Origin of the sequence: Oceanicola sp. S124, from assembly GCF_000220565.1 — a bacterium.
Classification (GTDB): Bacteria; Pseudomonadota; Alphaproteobacteria; order Rhodobacterales; family Rhodobacteraceae; genus Pseudooceanicola.
Genome location: NZ_AFPM01000042.1, coordinates 20,186 through 35,825, shown reverse-complemented (window position 1 = coordinate 35,825; position 15,640 = coordinate 20,186). Strand labels below are relative to the sequence as shown.

11 protein-coding genes are annotated in these 15,640 nt (G+C 65.6%); 6 read left to right on the top strand and 5 right to left on the bottom strand.

What is annotated here, in order from left to right; all coding sequences use genetic code 11:
- Positions 1-144: 144 nt before the first annotated feature.
- Both OS124_RS0104010 and OS124_RS0104005 read right to left on the bottom strand, forming a co-directional pair.
- Positions 145-1,239 carry a TRAP transporter substrate-binding protein gene (locus OS124_RS0104010; RefSeq protein WP_010138055.1) on the bottom strand — a complete coding sequence of 365 codons (1,095 nt, stop codon included), beginning with the start codon at positions 1,237-1,239 and terminating at the stop codon, positions 145-147.
- A gap of 238 nt (positions 1,240-1,477) precedes the next feature.
- On the bottom strand, positions 1,478-2,584 hold the full coding sequence (locus OS124_RS0104005; RefSeq protein ID WP_029375146.1) for a hypothetical protein: 1,107 nt from the start codon (positions 2,582-2,584) through the stop codon (positions 1,478-1,480).
- Positions 2,585-2,810: 226 nt separating this feature from the next.
- Here OS124_RS0104005 and OS124_RS0104000 point away from each other — a divergent pair, with 226 nt between their 5' ends.
- Positions 2,811-3,692 carry a recombinase family protein gene (locus tag OS124_RS0104000; RefSeq protein ID WP_010138053.1) on the top strand — a complete coding sequence of 294 codons (882 nt, stop codon included), beginning with the start codon at positions 2,811-2,813 and terminating at the stop codon, positions 3,690-3,692.
- A 221-nt stretch (positions 3,693-3,913) separates the two neighbouring features.
- Here the strand turns inward: OS124_RS0104000 and OS124_RS0103995 are convergent, their stop codons facing one another.
- From OS124_RS0103995 to OS124_RS0103985, 3 genes are all read right to left on the bottom strand, one after another.
- Positions 3,914-4,315, bottom strand: a complete 402-nt coding sequence (locus OS124_RS0103995) for a helix-turn-helix domain-containing protein (protein ID WP_010138052.1) — start codon at positions 4,313-4,315, stop codon at positions 3,914-3,916.
- 203 nt (positions 4,316-4,518) lie between these two features.
- Positions 4,519-5,550, bottom strand: coding sequence for a ParB N-terminal domain-containing protein (locus tag OS124_RS0103990; RefSeq protein ID WP_010138051.1), 1,032 nt, complete (start codon positions 5,548-5,550; stop codon positions 4,519-4,521).
- Positions 5,551-5,859: 309 nt separating this feature from the next.
- On the bottom strand, positions 5,860-7,239 hold the full coding sequence (locus tag OS124_RS0103985; RefSeq protein ID WP_010138050.1) for an AAA family ATPase: 1,380 nt from the start codon (positions 7,237-7,239) through the stop codon (positions 5,860-5,862).
- Positions 7,240-7,733: 494 nt separating this feature from the next.
- On the opposite strand from OS124_RS0103985, the gene OS124_RS0103980 reads away from it, so the two are divergent.
- From OS124_RS0103980 to OS124_RS0103960, 5 genes are all read left to right on the top strand, one after another.
- Positions 7,734-8,759 (top strand): replication initiator protein A, encoded by a 1,026-nt coding sequence (locus OS124_RS0103980; protein ID WP_010138049.1) that lies wholly within the window; start codon positions 7,734-7,736, stop codon positions 8,757-8,759.
- A 156-nt stretch (positions 8,760-8,915) separates the two neighbouring features.
- On the top strand, positions 8,916-10,352 hold the full coding sequence (locus tag OS124_RS0103975) for a mannose-1-phosphate guanylyltransferase/mannose-6-phosphate isomerase (protein WP_010138048.1): 1,437 nt from the start codon (positions 8,916-8,918) through the stop codon (positions 10,350-10,352).
- 59 nt (positions 10,353-10,411) lie between these two features.
- Complete coding sequence (locus OS124_RS23600; protein ID WP_010138047.1) at positions 10,412-12,424, top strand: acyltransferase family protein; 2,013 nt, start codon at positions 10,412-10,414, stop codon at positions 12,422-12,424.
- Positions 12,324-14,402: an acyltransferase family protein gene (locus tag OS124_RS0103965; protein ID WP_337459412.1), complete on the top strand. Its 2,079-nt coding sequence runs from the start codon at positions 12,324-12,326 to the stop codon at positions 14,400-14,402. Before OS124_RS23600 ends, OS124_RS0103965 begins: the two co-directional genes overlap by 101 nt.
- A gap of 60 nt (positions 14,403-14,462) precedes the next feature.
- Positions 14,463-15,638, top strand: coding sequence for a nucleotide sugar dehydrogenase (locus tag OS124_RS0103960; protein WP_010138045.1), 1,176 nt, complete (start codon positions 14,463-14,465; stop codon positions 15,636-15,638).
- The last annotated feature ends 2 nt before the right edge of the window (positions 15,639-15,640 follow it).

The following is a 15,640-nucleotide window of genomic DNA, read 5'->3' as shown; positions in this document are numbered from 1 at the left end:
CCGGTCGGGCTCCGCCCCTTCGCACCTCAAAAGGCCCCCCGGACCTTTTGTCGGGCTTCGCCCGAACCGGTGCTCAGTGTTTCGCGCGCGAAACAAAAAAGGCCCGGACTTGCGTCCGGGCCTTTTGATTTTCAGAAAAGAAAATCAAAGCGTGAAATACTTGGCCCGCGCTTCGATGAAGTTCATGTCGTTGCCCTCGGTGCGCGAGCGCATCAGGTTCAGCGACTCGATGAAGTGCTCGGTGACCTTGCGGGTCATCTCGTCGCTGCTGTCACGCAGCTCGGCGATGATCTCCATCGAGGCCTTGGCACCGGCTTCCAGGATCTCTTCCGGGAACTGGCGCACCTGCACGCCATGCTCTTCGACCAGGGTCTTGAGCGCGCGCGGGTCGTTGGCGACGAAATCCGCCGAGACGGTGTCGTACTCGGCCTGGCAGACATCGCGCACGATCGCCTGCAGGTCGTCGGGCAGGGCCTGGTACTTGGCCTTGTCGACCACCAGTTCGGTCGCCAGGCCGGGTTCCACGAAGGAGGGGAAGTAGTAATTCTTCGCCACCTGGTAGAAGCCGAGCGCCAGGTCGTTGTAGGGGCCGACGAATTCGGCCGCGTCCAGCGCGCCCGACTGCAGCGCCTGGAAGATCTCGCCTGCCGCCATGTTGGTCACGGTGGCGCCCAGCTTCTCCCACACGCGGCCGCCCAGGCCGGGGGTGCGGAAGCGCAGGCCCTTCAGGCTGTCCAGCCCGGTCAGCTCGTCGCGGAACCAGCCGCCCGCCTGGGTGCCGGTGTTGCCCGACAGGAAGCCCTGCACGCCGAACTGGTCATAGACCTCGTCCCAGAGCTGCTGGCCGCCCAGGTGCTGCACCCAGGCCGCCAGTTCGCCGGCGGTCATGCCGTAGGGCACGCCGGTGAAATAGGACAGGGCGGTGGACTTGTTCTGCCAGTAGTAGGCGGCGCCATGGCTCATCTCGGCGGTGCCGTCGATCACGGCGTCCAGCGACTGCAGCGGCGGCACCATCTCGCCGGCGGCATAGACCTGCACGGTCAGCCGGCCGCCCGAGGCGGCGGTGATCCGGTCAGCCAGGCGCTGCGCGCCGACACCGAGGCCGGGGAAATTCTTCGGCCAGGTGGTGACCATGCGCCAGGTGATGCGGTCCTGGGCGACGGCGGGGCTGGCCAGGGCGGCTGCACCGGCGCCGGCACCGGCCAGGGCGCCACGGCGAATGAAAGAACGACGATCCATGTTTCCTCCCACGGGGTAGTGATCTCTGTGCCTTGGCCAGACCTCCCGACCCAAGCGTCGGCATCAGTACATTCCCTGTACCCATAGTCCAGTCGGAATGGCGTCAGCCGGTGCCCCGGGACAGGCCGCACGCAAGGGCGGGACGGCGTTCCTCCTCAGAGGCAGCAACCCGGACGAGGCCATGGACAGCGCTGTCGAATGACGAATTGCAAGTCGGGTTTGAGCGCTTCAGTAGGGGCTACTGTGACATGGAGGCAGCCGACGACCCTGCTATCCGCCACATCCTGTAGCGTCCCTGGCCTGTGACCTCATGAATCAGGCCTCGATCCTGCATCCACAGCAGGTTGCGCTGGACTGCGGCGCGGCTGGCGCCCGTCAGGGCCTCGGCCATGGGGGCCGAGATCAGGGGCCATTCGGTCAGCACCCGGCGCAATGCTGCGGGAGTGCGGCCGGACAGTCGGGCCATCTGGTCGATGGCACGGTGCTCCCAGGTTTCGACTTCGTCGAGGTGGCGTGTCGCGGTCATGATGGCGCTGGTCATCCCGTCCAGCCAACGACCAAGACGCTCCGAGGGCGTACCGGCGACGCGCATCCCCCCGGCCCCGCCCATGGCCAGCGGCGCGAAGACCATACCACACGCCTCGCCGGTGGCGACCCGTGCCGCCGTGACTGCCGCGTCGATCTGCCCGCCGCCTGGTTCGCCCAGCCCAGCCATCGCCCACAGATGATATCCCATGCAGGCGCAGGTGATCGGATGCAGGTCAGCGCCCGCCTGGATCATCGCCAGCCAGCTTGCAGAACGATCCTCGAACCGTTCGGCATCTGGCGCGATGCGGTCCGGGTCGCGCCGGTCAAGGAAGGCAGGTAGATCTGCCCTCGGCCCAGGACCACCAGACAGCCGCCGGAAGGCCCAGCCGACACGTATCAGCGCCGCCTGATCCATCTGAACCCCCGATAGCCGCATGGCCAGCCAGAGCGCCAGCCGATCCGGACCAACACGGTCCCCAGCGAACCAGCTGAGGTCGGCGGCCTCGATCAGCGCGAGCCGGTGTCGCCAGCCGGCGGGGCCACGCCAAAGCCTGTCGTCAAGCGCCCCTAGGCGTCCGGCCACTCGCGCAAGACGCGCGGCATGATCGCGCTCGGCCTCGACCCAATCGCTGACCCGGTTGCGAACCACCTCGGTTTCGGAGGGCTCCGCATGCGGACCGGGGACTAGAAAGTCCGGCTCTGCCTCGGCAGGTCCAGGTAGGAACCAAAGCTCCTCTTCTGCGATAGCCTCCGCCCCTTCCATGCCGAAGGTCGGGTGATCGAAATCATCTTCAGAAACAGTACGTTTACCACTCATCTGTGCATAATAGGCAAGTTATGCACACAACTGAAGGAGATCTATCCCGTCACTCTTCAAAAGTCGCACAGAAAGCAGCAGGGGACGCAGCACAGCAACTCTGTGACCGTGCTCAGCCCCTTGCGAGGTTGATTATTGCTGCTCAGCGCGACAGCGGAAGCCGGCTTGCAATCGTTTTCAAACGATCATTTATTTACGGTAAATTAAATTGAAAATCCTAGGTCCCATGCGCCTCATCGGCTATGCCCGCGTCTCCACGGAGGAACAGACCCCCCTGCCCCAGTCCGAGGCCCTGCGCACGGCGGGATGCACCGAGATATTCGAAGAACACGCCTCGGGCGGTGACCGCGCGCGGCCCAAGCTCACCCTTGTGTTGGAGCGCGTGCAGAGAGGGGACACATTGGTTGTGGTGCGGATCGACCGGCTGGCGCGATCCCTGTCGCACCTGCTGGACGTGATAGAACAGCTCGAGGCCAAGGGGGCCTTCTTCCGCTCTCTTCAGGATCCCATCGACACCGCCTCTCCGCAGGGCAAGTTCACCCTTCAGGTCCTGGGCGCGGCGGCGGAATTCGAGCGTGCGCTGATCCGCGAGCGCACGAAGGCCGGGCTGGCCAGCGCGCGCGACAAGGGGCGGATCGGCGGCAACCCCGGCCTCAGGGCCCGCGATCCGGCTGCACTGCGCAAGCTACGGCTGGCGCAGCAGGACGGCTACATGGAGCGGCTGAACAGGATGGCACCGGACTGGGTGCCCCATGTCCGCCGCCTGCGCCCCGACATGGCCTGGGAAGACGTGCTGCGGATCATCAACGCCCCCCTGCCCCGCGACCGTCACTGGACGCAAAGCCGCCTGCTGCGCGCGGTGAAAGCCTATGTCCGCGACGGGTTCCTGCCGGACGAGGTGCTGGGCCGGGCGGCGCGGCGCGAAACAGATGACCGCCTGCCGGCCATCGTGGCCGCACTCAGGGGCGCGGATCCAGACATGACCCTGCAAGCGATCTGCGACCGGCTGGAAGCCATGCGCGAGCGCACCCCTCGCGGGCGCACGCGCTGGCAGCCCTCCTCGGTAAAGATGCTGCTGGAGAGGGCGGAGAAGCTGGGCCTCCTGTGAAGCTGCTCTCTCACGATACCCAGGTGAGCGGACAAGAGGCAAATACGCGAATTCCACTTCTCTTCTGAGGTCTTGAACTACACTCTCGGCCTCTTGACGCCTCGCGCCATCCAAGAGCATGCGACATCCCCACGGACAACACGCAAGCACGGAGTGGGAAGGGGCTGAACGCCACCTTCCCGAAAGGCACAGGCCTAGAGCTCATGCCACATGGCAATCGCTCACTTGCCGAAGATGGCCCGAAGCGCAGTCCGGCTGCGCCCCGTCAGCCTGGGATCGGTGTTCTCCGAGGCATCCCGGATCTCCTTGAGCCAGCCAAGCTCGTTGGCGGTGACCGGCGTGCCCATGATCTCCATCAGCGCGACCGCGGCGGTATTGCCTTCAGCCTGCTCCAGCGCCAGCAGCAGCAGGTAAGCCGGATCGCAGTCGAGGGCCTGAGCCAGGCTCGGCACCCGATCAAGCGCAAGCTTGGTCGCACCAGACTTGAGCATCGAGATCACGTTGGGGTTCGTGAAGCCAGCTTCCGCGGCGATTTCAGCCTGCGTCTTGCGGGTCCTCAACTCCAGGACCCGCGTAGTCACGAAGTCTGCAAGGCGGCTTTTCTGGAAGGGTTTCTTAGGCATGATTTCCTCTGAGTTACTGTGTGTCATCACAGTGTTCTCTATAGCGCTGAGCTCATTCCCAGCACCGAGGGAAGGTCCTAAAGCGCACGCTCAGAAGCCTTTGCAGCAAGGGTATCCGAGCCACCATGTCCGTCCAGATCTGCAGCAGACAAGGCAAAGCCGAGATGCATCCAGACGTTTCGCGCGCGAAACATTTGCTCGGATCAGTGCTTGCCCAGCCAGGCCACCAGGGCGCCGTAGAGATCGGCATCCACCCCGTTCAGCACCAGCCGTGCCCGGCCCGGGTCATAGCTGACCTCGACCCCCGCGCCACGGCGGGCAACGGGCTGTGCCGGCTCCGCAGCAGGGGCGCGACCGGCAGAGGAGGCCGCCGCCACGGGCGCCAGCACCTCCTGCTCTTCCTGAGCATTGGCCGGACCGGCCTCGGCCAGCCGCCCGCGCAGGCGGTCTTCCAGGCCCGGCTCCTCGTCCAGCCGCTTCGCCAGCTCAAGCCCCAGCCGTTCGCCGATCTGGGTCGGGAAGGAGAGCGCCCCGTCCAGCGCCTCGACCAGCCGGGTGAAGCTCTTGATCTTCGAACGTTTCGCGCGCGAAACATTTGCAAAGAGCGTGTTCAGCGCGGTCTTGAGGTCGGGGTAGACCCCCTCCTCCACCGCCTTCAGCGTAACCCGGGCGCGTTCGTAGTAGCTGAGCCCGACGCGGATCTCGTTCTCCTCGACCATGGCCACATAGGCCTCGGAGGAACTGGCAGGCTGACGCACCAGCGCCAGAACCCGGGCGAACTTCGGGTCCTCGGCGGCCAGGCGGCTCAGCGCCGCCAGCCGCCGCCAGCCCGAGATCAGACCATAGCGCGGCGCGGCACCCTGCCCCCGATCCACCACCTCAATCGGCGTCTGCTGGCCACGGCGGCGCAGGCTCTCGATCAGCGCGACCAGGTCTTCCTCTTCGGTGAACATGCGGTCGCGCACCAGGTGGCCGGTGTCGATCTCGACGAGCGCCAGCGACTGGATCAGCCGCCCCTCGTCGCGGGCCCGAGTCATCTCATCCGAGAGCTCCTTCAGCGCCGCCGCCGCCGAGGCCTCGCCCGCCACCTCGGCAATCGGGGCGCGGGGACGGCGCAGGGCCTCGGCCTCGTCCGGGCTCAGCCCGCCGGCCAGGCCGGTCTTCGGCAGGGACCTCTCCTCGGGGCCGCCGAGGAAGTCGGGATTGGCGGGGGTCAGACGTTTGCGCTTGGCCATGGTGCCTCCTTCACAGGACGGATGTCGCCGCAGCCTGGGCGGCAGAGGTTAAGGGGTTCGCGCCGGGGCGCCCGGCAAATGTTTCGCGCGCGAAACACTGAGCATTTGTTTCGCGTGCGAAACGGTCAGGCAGATATCGCCCTGCCGGGCGATGGCCTCCGGCGGCAGTATTTATGGCCATCGGATAGGAGCAAGAGGTCCTTGTTCCATCCGACGGCTGAAAATACTGCGGGGGACTCTCCGAAGGAGAGGGGGGCAGAGCCCCCCTGCAACCTGCGTTTCGCGCGCGAAACATCTGCGCCGGGCGGATCACTCCGCCGCCTCCTGGTCGGCCAGCTCGTCGCGGCGCCAGGTGGCCAGCAGCAGGCGTTTGAACCCGGCATAGGTCTCGTCGAAGGTGGCGCGGCCGCGGACATAGGTCTCGCGGTTGAAGTCGCGGTAGTCGGCCTCGTAGATGCCGTTCACCTGTTCGCCAGCCTGGCCGATGAGGGCGGTGAAATCCTGCCGTTCGGGCGACAGGACCGGGCCGAGGTAGGCCTGCATCAGCGAGGCCAGCTCGCCTTGCTGGGCGCCGTCGTAGCGGGTGATCACCGCGCGCACGGCGTCCCACTCAAAGGCCAGGCCTTCGCGGCCAAGGGCGCGGGCGGCCATGTTCTCTCCCTCTTCGATCGAGGCGAAGGTGGAATGCAGCATGTCGAAGAAGCGGCCCGTGGAGTCGAACTCGAGGAACGAGGCGCCGAGGGGGACCAGCAGGATGTCTGCCGCGGCCAGGCCGTTGATCGTCAGGTAGCCGAGGGCAGGGGGGGTATCGAGGAAGATCACGTCATACTGGTCCAGCACCCCGTCAGCCTCCAGGCTTTCGGTCAGCGCATCCCAGAGCTTCCAGCCCCTCGACTGGATCCGCCAGACCGGAACCTGGAACTCGGACCAGTAGAGGTTCAGCTGGGCGCCGATCAGGTCGATATTGGGCCAGTGGGTCTTCTGGACGAGGTCTCCGGCCTTGACCTCCAGCGCCTCCGAGAGCGTGTCGTCGAGGGGCAGGGGGGCCTCGCCGCGATCCAGCCGCAGCTGGTTGTCGGCGCGCAGGTGGCGGGCGTAGTGGCGGGCGAGCAGGGGGAAGACGGTCTGCCATTCATCCTCGACGCGGCCGCCGAAGATCGAGGTCATGGACCCCTGGGAATCCAGGTCCACCACCAGCACCTTGTAGCCATCCAGCGCCGCCGACATCGCCAGGTGCGCTGCGGTCGAGGTCTTGCCGACGCCGCCCTTGAAGTTGGCCACGGCGACCATCTTGGCGGGCTGGCCCTTGGGCCGGTAGGGCAGGTATTCCTTCGCCTTCGATCCTTCGGCGGCGAAATGGGCCCGCAGGCGCAGCACCTCGTCCAGGGTGAACCACTTGGCCCCGCCATCGCTTTCCGAGCGCCCCTGCGGCAGCTCTGGATTGGCCTTCAGCACGCGGCGGAAATGCGGGGTGGCCACCGGGATCAGGTAGCGCGTAATCTCCCAGGTGGAGAAGAGCCGCAGCGACTTGCGGCCCTCTGCGTCCATCCCGCGAGAGGCGAGATCGCTGCGCCCGCGGGCACAGGCCTCGGCTACCTCACGGAAGCGCGTAGTGGAAAAGGGCGCGCCGAGATCGCGCAGCGCCCGGTCCGGGTCGATGTTGAAATAGGGGGGCTGGTCGCTGGTCATGCTCGCCTCATGTGCCGCGTTTCCATCAAGATACCACGAAACTGCGCACATGTAAGGAAAACCGGTACCCGATTCTCCTTTTCTTTGAAAATACGGGACTTTTCCGTCTGGAAAACCGGCAGCCCGGAGGTCCTGCGAAAATCCGCCTCTTGTTAGATATGTGTTATTTATAGTGTTACGGGATCCGGAGCTGGGCGCTAAGCATCTGAAAAAAAATCAGAATCTTGCCACGGAAAAGGGCAGGGCGACTCTGAACCCCCGATAGGGCGATTCCGAACCCCCGTTGAAGCGACTCCGAACCCCCGAAGGAAGGGCTGGACCATGGGGGGGCACATCCCTAGGGTGAGCGTCAATGAAACCACGAAAGGCCGGGTTCCCGCGAATGGCTGCCGCCGGGGGCACCGACCAGGTTCGAACGAGCAGGCGCGGGATCTCCGTGCAGGGGCGAAACCGACCGGGGCCGCGTGGCGTTCTCGGCAGAGGAATGGGCAGCCATGGCCACGACAGCGATCCGCACCCAGGGGGGCGCCCTGCTGCCCGAGCGGCATCCGCAGATCGACTTCTTCATCTGCGACATCCTCGATGCCATCCCCAAGGATGACATGGCGACGATGGAGCACCCGGTCTTCACCCTCTCGACCCGGCCTGACCGGCGCATCCTGTCCTACGAACATCGTGGCGCGCAGATCGAGGTCATCCCCTCGGTGAAGGGGCTGGCGACGATCCACGATAAAGATATCCTGATCTTCTGCATCTCCCAGCTGATGGCGGCGATCAACGCCGGTCGCGCCGTCGGGCGCACGCTGACCCTGCGCGCCCATGACCTGCTGGTGGCGACCAACCGCGAGACCTCCGGCGATGCCTACCGCCGCCTGAAGGAGGCCTTCGAGCGGCTGGCCGGCACAAGGATCACCACCAATATAGTGACCGGCGAGGAAGAGGTGACCACCGGCTTCGGGCTGATCGAGAAATGGGAGATCGTGAAGAAGACCCGCGGCGGGCGCATGGTCAGCGTGACCGTGACGCTCAGCGATTGGCTGTTTCGCGCCGTGCTGTCGAAATCGGTGCTGACGCTCAGCCGCGATTACTTCCGCCTGCGCAAACCGCTGGAGCGGCGCATCTACGAATTGGCCCGCAAGCATTGCGGCAAGCAGCCCGAATGGCGGGTCTCGGTCGAGGTGCTGCTGAAGAAGTCCGGCAGCGCCAGCCCCCGCCGGGTCTTCCGCAAGATGATCCGCGACATGATCGAAAGCGACCACCTGCCCGATTACCACCTGGCCGAGGAAGAGGGCGACCTGATCCGCTTTTCCCGCCGCGCCCAGGTGATCGAGGAGGGCCCCGCCGCGCCGCCGCTCTCGGCAGAGGCGCTGGAGCAGGCCCGCGACATGCTGCCGGGCGCCGACGTCTACGCGCTGGAGGCCGAATGGCGCGCCTTCTGGGCCATCTCGGGCCGGCCGCGCCTGCGCTCGGCCGACCGCGCCTTTCTGGGCTTCGTTGCCCGCAAGGCCAAGCAAGGGTAGCAGGCGCGCCCGGGTCTGCCTGATAATGCTGCGTCGCGGCAGGCCGTCCCGTGACAGTTTGGCAAAGTCACGCGGAGTGGCGGGCATGGGGGTTGAGCCCCCCCGAAAGCCTGATAACAGTTGCGACAGACATTTCCAAAATTGGGTTTCCACAGGATGGCATTCACCTCCATTACCCCGGTCCTGCTCTGTGGCGGATCCGGGACGCGCCTCTGGCCCCTTTCCCGCAAGAGCTATCCCAAACAGTTCGTGCCGCTGGTCGGTGAAGAGACTCTGTTCCAGGCCTCGGCGAAGCGGTTGTCAGGCGAGACCGCCGCGCTGCGCTTCGCCGCCCCCATGGTGCTGACCAACTCCGATTTCCGCTTCATCGTCACCGAGCAGCTGCAGGGCGTGGGCATCGACCCGGGCGCCATTCTGATCGAACCTGAGGGGCGCAATACCGCCCCGGCGATCCTTGCCGCCGCCCTGGCGCTGGCCGACAATGACCCCGAGGCGGTGATGCTCGTCGCCCCCTCGGATCACGTGGTGCCCGATGCACAGGCCTTCCATGCCGCCGTCGAGAAGGGCCTTGCCGCCATCGAGGCCGGTGACCTGGTGACCTTCGGCATCACGCCGACCCATCCGGAAACCGGCTATGGCTACCTGGAACTCTCCGCCGCCACCTCCGGCGAGCCGGTGAAGCTGTCGCGCTTCGTCGAGAAGCCCGACGAGGCCAAGGCGACCGAGATGCTCGCCGCCGGCAACTTCCTGTGGAACGCCGGGATCTTCCTGTTCAAGGCCAAGGATATCCTTGCCGCCTTCGAAAGCTTCGCGCCGCAGCTGATGGCGCCGGTGAAGGCCGCGCTGTCAGACGCCAAGCCCGATCTCGGCTTCCTGCGCCTGGCGCCCGAGGCCTGGGCGGGGGCCGAGGATATCTCGATCGACTACGCGGTGATGGAGAAGGCGGCGAACCTTTCCGTGGTGCCCTTCACCGCCGGCTGGTCCGACCTTGGCGGCTGGGACGCCGTCTGGCGCGAGACTGGTCCCGACGCCAACGGCGTTGCCACCAGCGGCGCGGCCACGGCCATCGACTGCACCAACTCGCTTCTGCGCTCGGAGAGCGAGAACCTGGAAGTGGTGGGCATTGGCCTCGACAACATCATGGCGGTGGCGATGAACGACGCGGTGCTGGTCGCCGACATGTCGCGCGCCCAGGACGTCAAGAAGGCGGTCGAGGCGCTGAAGAAGAAGGGCGCCGCCCAGGCGACGCATTTCCCCAAGGATCACCGCCCCTGGGGCTGGTTCGAAAGCCTGGTGGTGGGCAACCGCTTCCAGGTGAAGCGGATCATGGTGCATCCGGGCGGCTCGCTTTCCTTGCAGAGCCACTTCCACCGCTCCGAGCACTGGATCGTGGTCGAGGGCACGGCGCGGGTCACCTGTGACGACGAGGTCCGCCTGGTCACCGAGAACCAGTCGATCTACCTGCCGCTCGGCTGCGTCCACCGGATGGAGAACCCGGGGAAAATCCCCATGGTGCTGATCGAGGTGCAGACCGGTGCCTATGTCGGCGAGGACGATATCGTGCGCTACGAAGACGTCTACGCCCGCAGCTGAGGGCCGGGTCCCGCGCCATCAGCTCCGGCCGGTGGCGCGCTTTCGGGAAGGGAAAGAGCATGTCCGGATCGACACATTCCAGGGGAGGCTACCGGCGCGACATCGACGGGCTGAGGGCCGTGGCTGTCGTCTCGGTCTTCCTTGCCCATGCCAAGATCGCGCTGTTCTCTGGCGGCTTCGTCGGGGTGGATGTCTTCTTCGTCATCTCCGGCTACTTGATCACCGGCATTCTGCTGCGCGAGGTCGAGGAGGGGCGGTTCTCGATCTTCGCCTTTTACGAGCGCCGGGTGCGGCGGATCTTCCCGGCGCTCTATGCCATGGCGCTGGTCGTCTCGGTGGCCTGCTGGCTGCTGTTCCTGCCGGTGGACTTCAAGGAATTCGGCGAAAGCCTGGCCGCGGTGGCGCTGTTCCTGTCGAACTTCTACTTCGACATGAAGAGCGGCTATTTCGACACCAGTTCGGAATTCCGCCCGCTGCTGCACACCTGGTCGCTTGGCGTCGAAGAGCAGTTCTACATTGTGTTCCCGCTGCTGCTGGTGCTGATGGCCCGGCTGCGCCTGATCCGCCACGCGTTGCCGGTCTTCGTCCTGCTCTGGCTGTTGTCCTTCGCCGGCGCGGTGCAGGGGGTGGCGACGGATATGCAAAGCGCCTTCTACATGCCCTGGCTGCGCGCTTGGGAGCTATTGAGCGGCAGTCTCATCGCCCTGTCCCTGCGGGGCGGCGCGACGGCTCTGGCCGCCCCGCTGCGCCAGGCGCTGTCGGTGCTCGGCCTGGGGCTGATCCTGCTGCCGGTGCTGCTCTACAGCGAAGACACGCCCTTCCCGGGGCTCGCCGCGCTGTTCCCGGTGCTGGGGGCGGCGCTGCTGATCAAGCTGGGCGAGGGCGGCGAAGAGACCCTGGCCGCCGGCCTGCTGGGACTGCGCCCGGTGGTCTACGTGGGCAGGATCTCCTACTCGCTCTACCTCTGGCACTGGCCGCCGCTGGTCTTCATGCGCTACCTCTCCGAGGGCGAACCTGCGCTCTGGCTGGAGATCACCGCCGTCGCAGGTGCGATCGGGATGGCCGTCCTCTCCTACCATTTCATCGAGCAGCCGTTCCGTCGCAAGGGCTTCCTGACGCAGCGCAGCGTGCTGGTGGGGGGCGTCGCGATCTGCTGCCTGGCCTTCCTCTTCGGCGCCTCCGGGCGGGTCTATGACGGCATTCCCTCGCGCCTGCCCGACCGGGTGGCCGAGCTGAGCAACGTGGCGCTGGACATCAACCCGCGCCGCCGGGCCTGCAACGGGCTCTCGCCCGAGCGCATCCGGGGCGGCGACTACTGCGTCGAGGGCGCCGAGGGCGTGCCCCCGGATTTCGCCATCATCGGCGACAGCTTCGGCGATGCCATGGCGCCGGGGATCACCGCCGCCGGTGCCGCGGCCGGAAGGGCGGGCTACGTGCTGACCTATGGCGGCTGCTATCCCCTCCTGGGGGTGACCCAGGGCGAACGGGTATGCGCCGATTTCTTCGCCGCCGCAGCCGAGCAGATCGCCTCCCGGGAGGAGGTGCGTGATGTCTTCCTCGTGGCCCGATGGAGCAGCGCCTTTGAGGCCTCCCGCTTCGGGCTCAACCGGGGCAGCATCTTCCTGACCGACGCCGACCATTCCGATCCGTCGGTCGAGACCAACCGCATCGTCGCCGAGGCTGGCCTGCGCCGTATGCTGGACAGTCTGCAGGACAAACGGATCCATGTCGTCGCCTATGTCCCCGAGCAGGAAACCAACATCCCCCGGGCCACCGGCGTGAACGCCCTGATGCACCGCGAGCGCGACTTCGGCGTGAGCCGGGCCCAGTTCGAGCAGCGCCAGGCCTATACCCGCGTCGTGCTGGACCGGCTAGCGGCCGAGTATCCAAGGCTGTCGGTGGTCGATGTCGGGGAACAGCTCTGCGGTCCCGACATCTGCCCGGCGACGCGGGACGGCGGGCTGTCGCTCTATGTCGACGACAATCATCTCAGCCGGACGACGGTCATGTCGATGCTGCCGTTCTGGCAGGGCAGTCTTTTCGAAGGTGGCGCCGCGGCGCCGCGGGGATGAGCCCCGTGGTCGCGCGCCACCACACCCACAATTTATTTCGCCAAGACCTTATTGCAGGGACCTGATCTCGATGTCGACAGAGGGAAAACACCACAGACTGCGAACCGATATCCAAGGGCTCCGCGCCCTAGCGGTCGGTTCCGTGGTCCTGTTTCACACCTTTCCCCATGCCTTGCCCGGAGGCTTCGTCGGCGTCGACATCTTCTTCGTCATCTCCGGCTTCCTGATCACGGGGATCCTGTATCGCGACATGTCCCTGGGGCGGTTCTCGTTCGCCGATTTCTACCGCAAGCGGGTCCGGCGCATCTTCCCGGCCCTGATGGTCGTGCTGCTGGCGACCCTGGCCGTGGGAGTGGTTCTGCTCTCGCCCGCCGGTCTGGTCGAGGTGGCGCAGAACACGCTGTCTTCGGTCTTCTTTGTCTCGAACGTGAACTTCTACTTCAGCAGCGGCTATTTCGACCAAGCCGCCACCCTCAGGCCGCTACTGCATACCTGGTCGCTTTCGGTGGAAGAGCAGTTCTACATCGTGTTCCCGCTGTTCATGTTCTTGGTCATGCGCTTCCTGCCCGGCGCGTTGATCTGGCTTCTCGCGATCACCTTCGCACTGAGCCTCGGCCTGTCGGAATGGGCCATCACCAAGAGCCCCCTGGGGGCCTACTTCCTGTCGCCCTTCCGGGCCTTTGAGCTCCTCCTGGGCAGTCTCTGCGCCCTGCTGCCCTTCAGGCTGCGGAGCATGACCGCGCGCAATCTCCTGGTCGTTTGCGGGCTGGTGCTGATCATCGGATCCTTCGCCTTGCTGCAGGAAACCCACCGCTTTCCGGGACTGATGGCGCTCTGGCCGACGCTCGGGGCCGGCCTGATCCTCTATGCGGGTCGCGAGGGACCCGTGCCTGCGGCGCGGGTACTCGATCTCGGGCCGCTCCGCTTTATTGGCGATATCTCCTATTCGCTCTACCTCTGGCACTGGCCTGTCCTGGCCTACCTGCGCATCTGGCAGCAGCCGGAGGTTGGGGTGGGCCTCTACCTTGCATCCATGGCGGTGTCGGTCCTGCTGGCGATCGCCAGCTACCACCTCGTCGAACGCCGCTTCATGACCCTGGACCCCGGACGGGTCCCTCTCCTGAGGATGGGGGCCGGGGGGATGGCTATCGTCAGCCTCGCCGCACTCCTGATCTGGAATGCCGGTGGGATGCCGCAGAGGTTTTCGCCGCCGGCGCTGGAAGCCTTCGCGGCAGCGGAGGCCTACAGCCCCGTGCGCAGCCGCTGTCACCGGGATGCAGGACAGCAGCTGCCTTACGAGAAGACCTGCGTCCTGGGCGATGACAGCGCCCGCCCCGACCTGCTTGTCTGGGGCGACAGCCATGGCGCCGAACTTGCCTTCTCCCTCGGGCAGAGCCTGGCGGAACAGGGGCAGTCTCTGCGTGTGCTCACCGCCAGTGCCTGCCCGCCGGTGCTGGACATCGAGATGCCGGGGCGCCGGAACTGCGCCACCATCAACGCACAGATGCTCGAGAAGGTGGTCCAAGATCCGGACATTGGGAGCGTCATCCTCTTGGTCAATGCCGAGCACTATCTGACCAGCCTGCCGTTCGAGCGCATGGTGGCGAGCTACGAGGCGCTGGTGACGCGGCTGGTCGGGGCGGGCAAGCGCGTCGTTCTGGTGAAGCAGATCCCCAACATCAACATGGATGCCCCGTCGATCGCTGGCTATGCCTTCGCCTCCAACGTGCCGCCAGGACAGATCGGGCGTGATGTGCAGGAGGTTCTCTCCGCCTCTGCGGCTTGGAATGGCGCCCTGGATCGCATCGCTGCGGAACAGGGAGTGGACCTGCTCGACCCTGTGCCCCTGCTCTGCAAGGAGCAGATTTGCCCCATCGTGAATGATGACGACAAGGTGCTGTATTTCAACATGTCTCATATCAGTACAACCGGGGCGCGCATCCTGGTGAACGGGTTCAATTTGAACCAGATGTTTTGAGTGCTCAAACAGAGTGTTTTCCAGCAATCCTTCCTGAAGAAACCCATGTTTAAGGCTTCAATGATGCGAAAGAAAATTGCCGTTGCCGGTATCGGTTACGTAGGCCTCAGCAATGCCGTGCTGCTGGCCCAGAACCATGATGTCGTGGCGCTGGACCTGGACGCGACCCGGGTGGCGCTGGTCAATGAGCGCCGCAGCCCCATCGTCGATGCCGAGATCGAGGCCTACCTGGCCGAAAAGCCGCTGAGCCTTTCCGCCACCACCGATCCCGAGGTCGCCTATGCGGGCGCCGAGTACGTCATCGTCTCGACGCCGACGAACTACGATCCGGTCACCAACCATTTCGACACCCGGAGCGTCGAGGCGGTGATCGCCGATGTGCTGCGCATCAATCCGGGCGCGACGATCGTCATCAAGTCGACCATCCCGGTCGGCTACACGGCGGATGTGAACCGCCGCTTCGGGGTCGCCAGCGTGATCTTCAGCCCCGAGTTCCTGCGCGAGGGGAAGGCGCTTTACGACAACCTGCATCCCTCGCGGATCGTGGTCGGCGAAGAGAGCGAGCGCGCCCGGGTCTTTGCCGGGCTGCTGGCCGAGGGGGCGATCAAGGACGACATCCCGGTCATCTTCTGCGGTTCCGACGAGGCCGAGGCGATCAAGCTCTTCGCCAATACCTACCTTGCCCTGAGGGTGGCCTATTTCAATGAACTCGACAGCTATGCCATGGCCTTCGGCATGGACACCCGCGCCATCGTCGAGGGCATCGGCCATGACCCCCGCATCGGCAGCCACTACAACAACCCCAGCTTCGGCTACGGCGGCTATTGCCTGCCCAAGGATACCAAGCAGCTCTTGGCGAACTATTCTGAGGTGCCGCAGAACCTGATCCGCGCCATCGTCGATGCCAATACCACCCGCAAGGATTTCATCGCCGAGCGCATCGTCGCCCTGCAGCCCAAGGTCGTCGGCATCCACCGGCTGGTGATGAAGGCGGGCAGCGACAATTTCCGCCAGTCCTCGATCCAGGGGATCATGAAGCGGATCAAGGCCAAGGGGATCGAGGTCGTGGTCTACGAGCCCGCCCTGGCCGAGGAGACCTTCTTCAACTCGCGCGTCATCCGCGACCTTGACGCCTTCAAGGCCGAGGCCGACGTGATCGTCGCCAACCGGCGCACGGCGGAGCTTGAGGACGTGGCGGAGAAGGTCTTTACCCGCGATCTCTTCGGGGCGGACTGAGG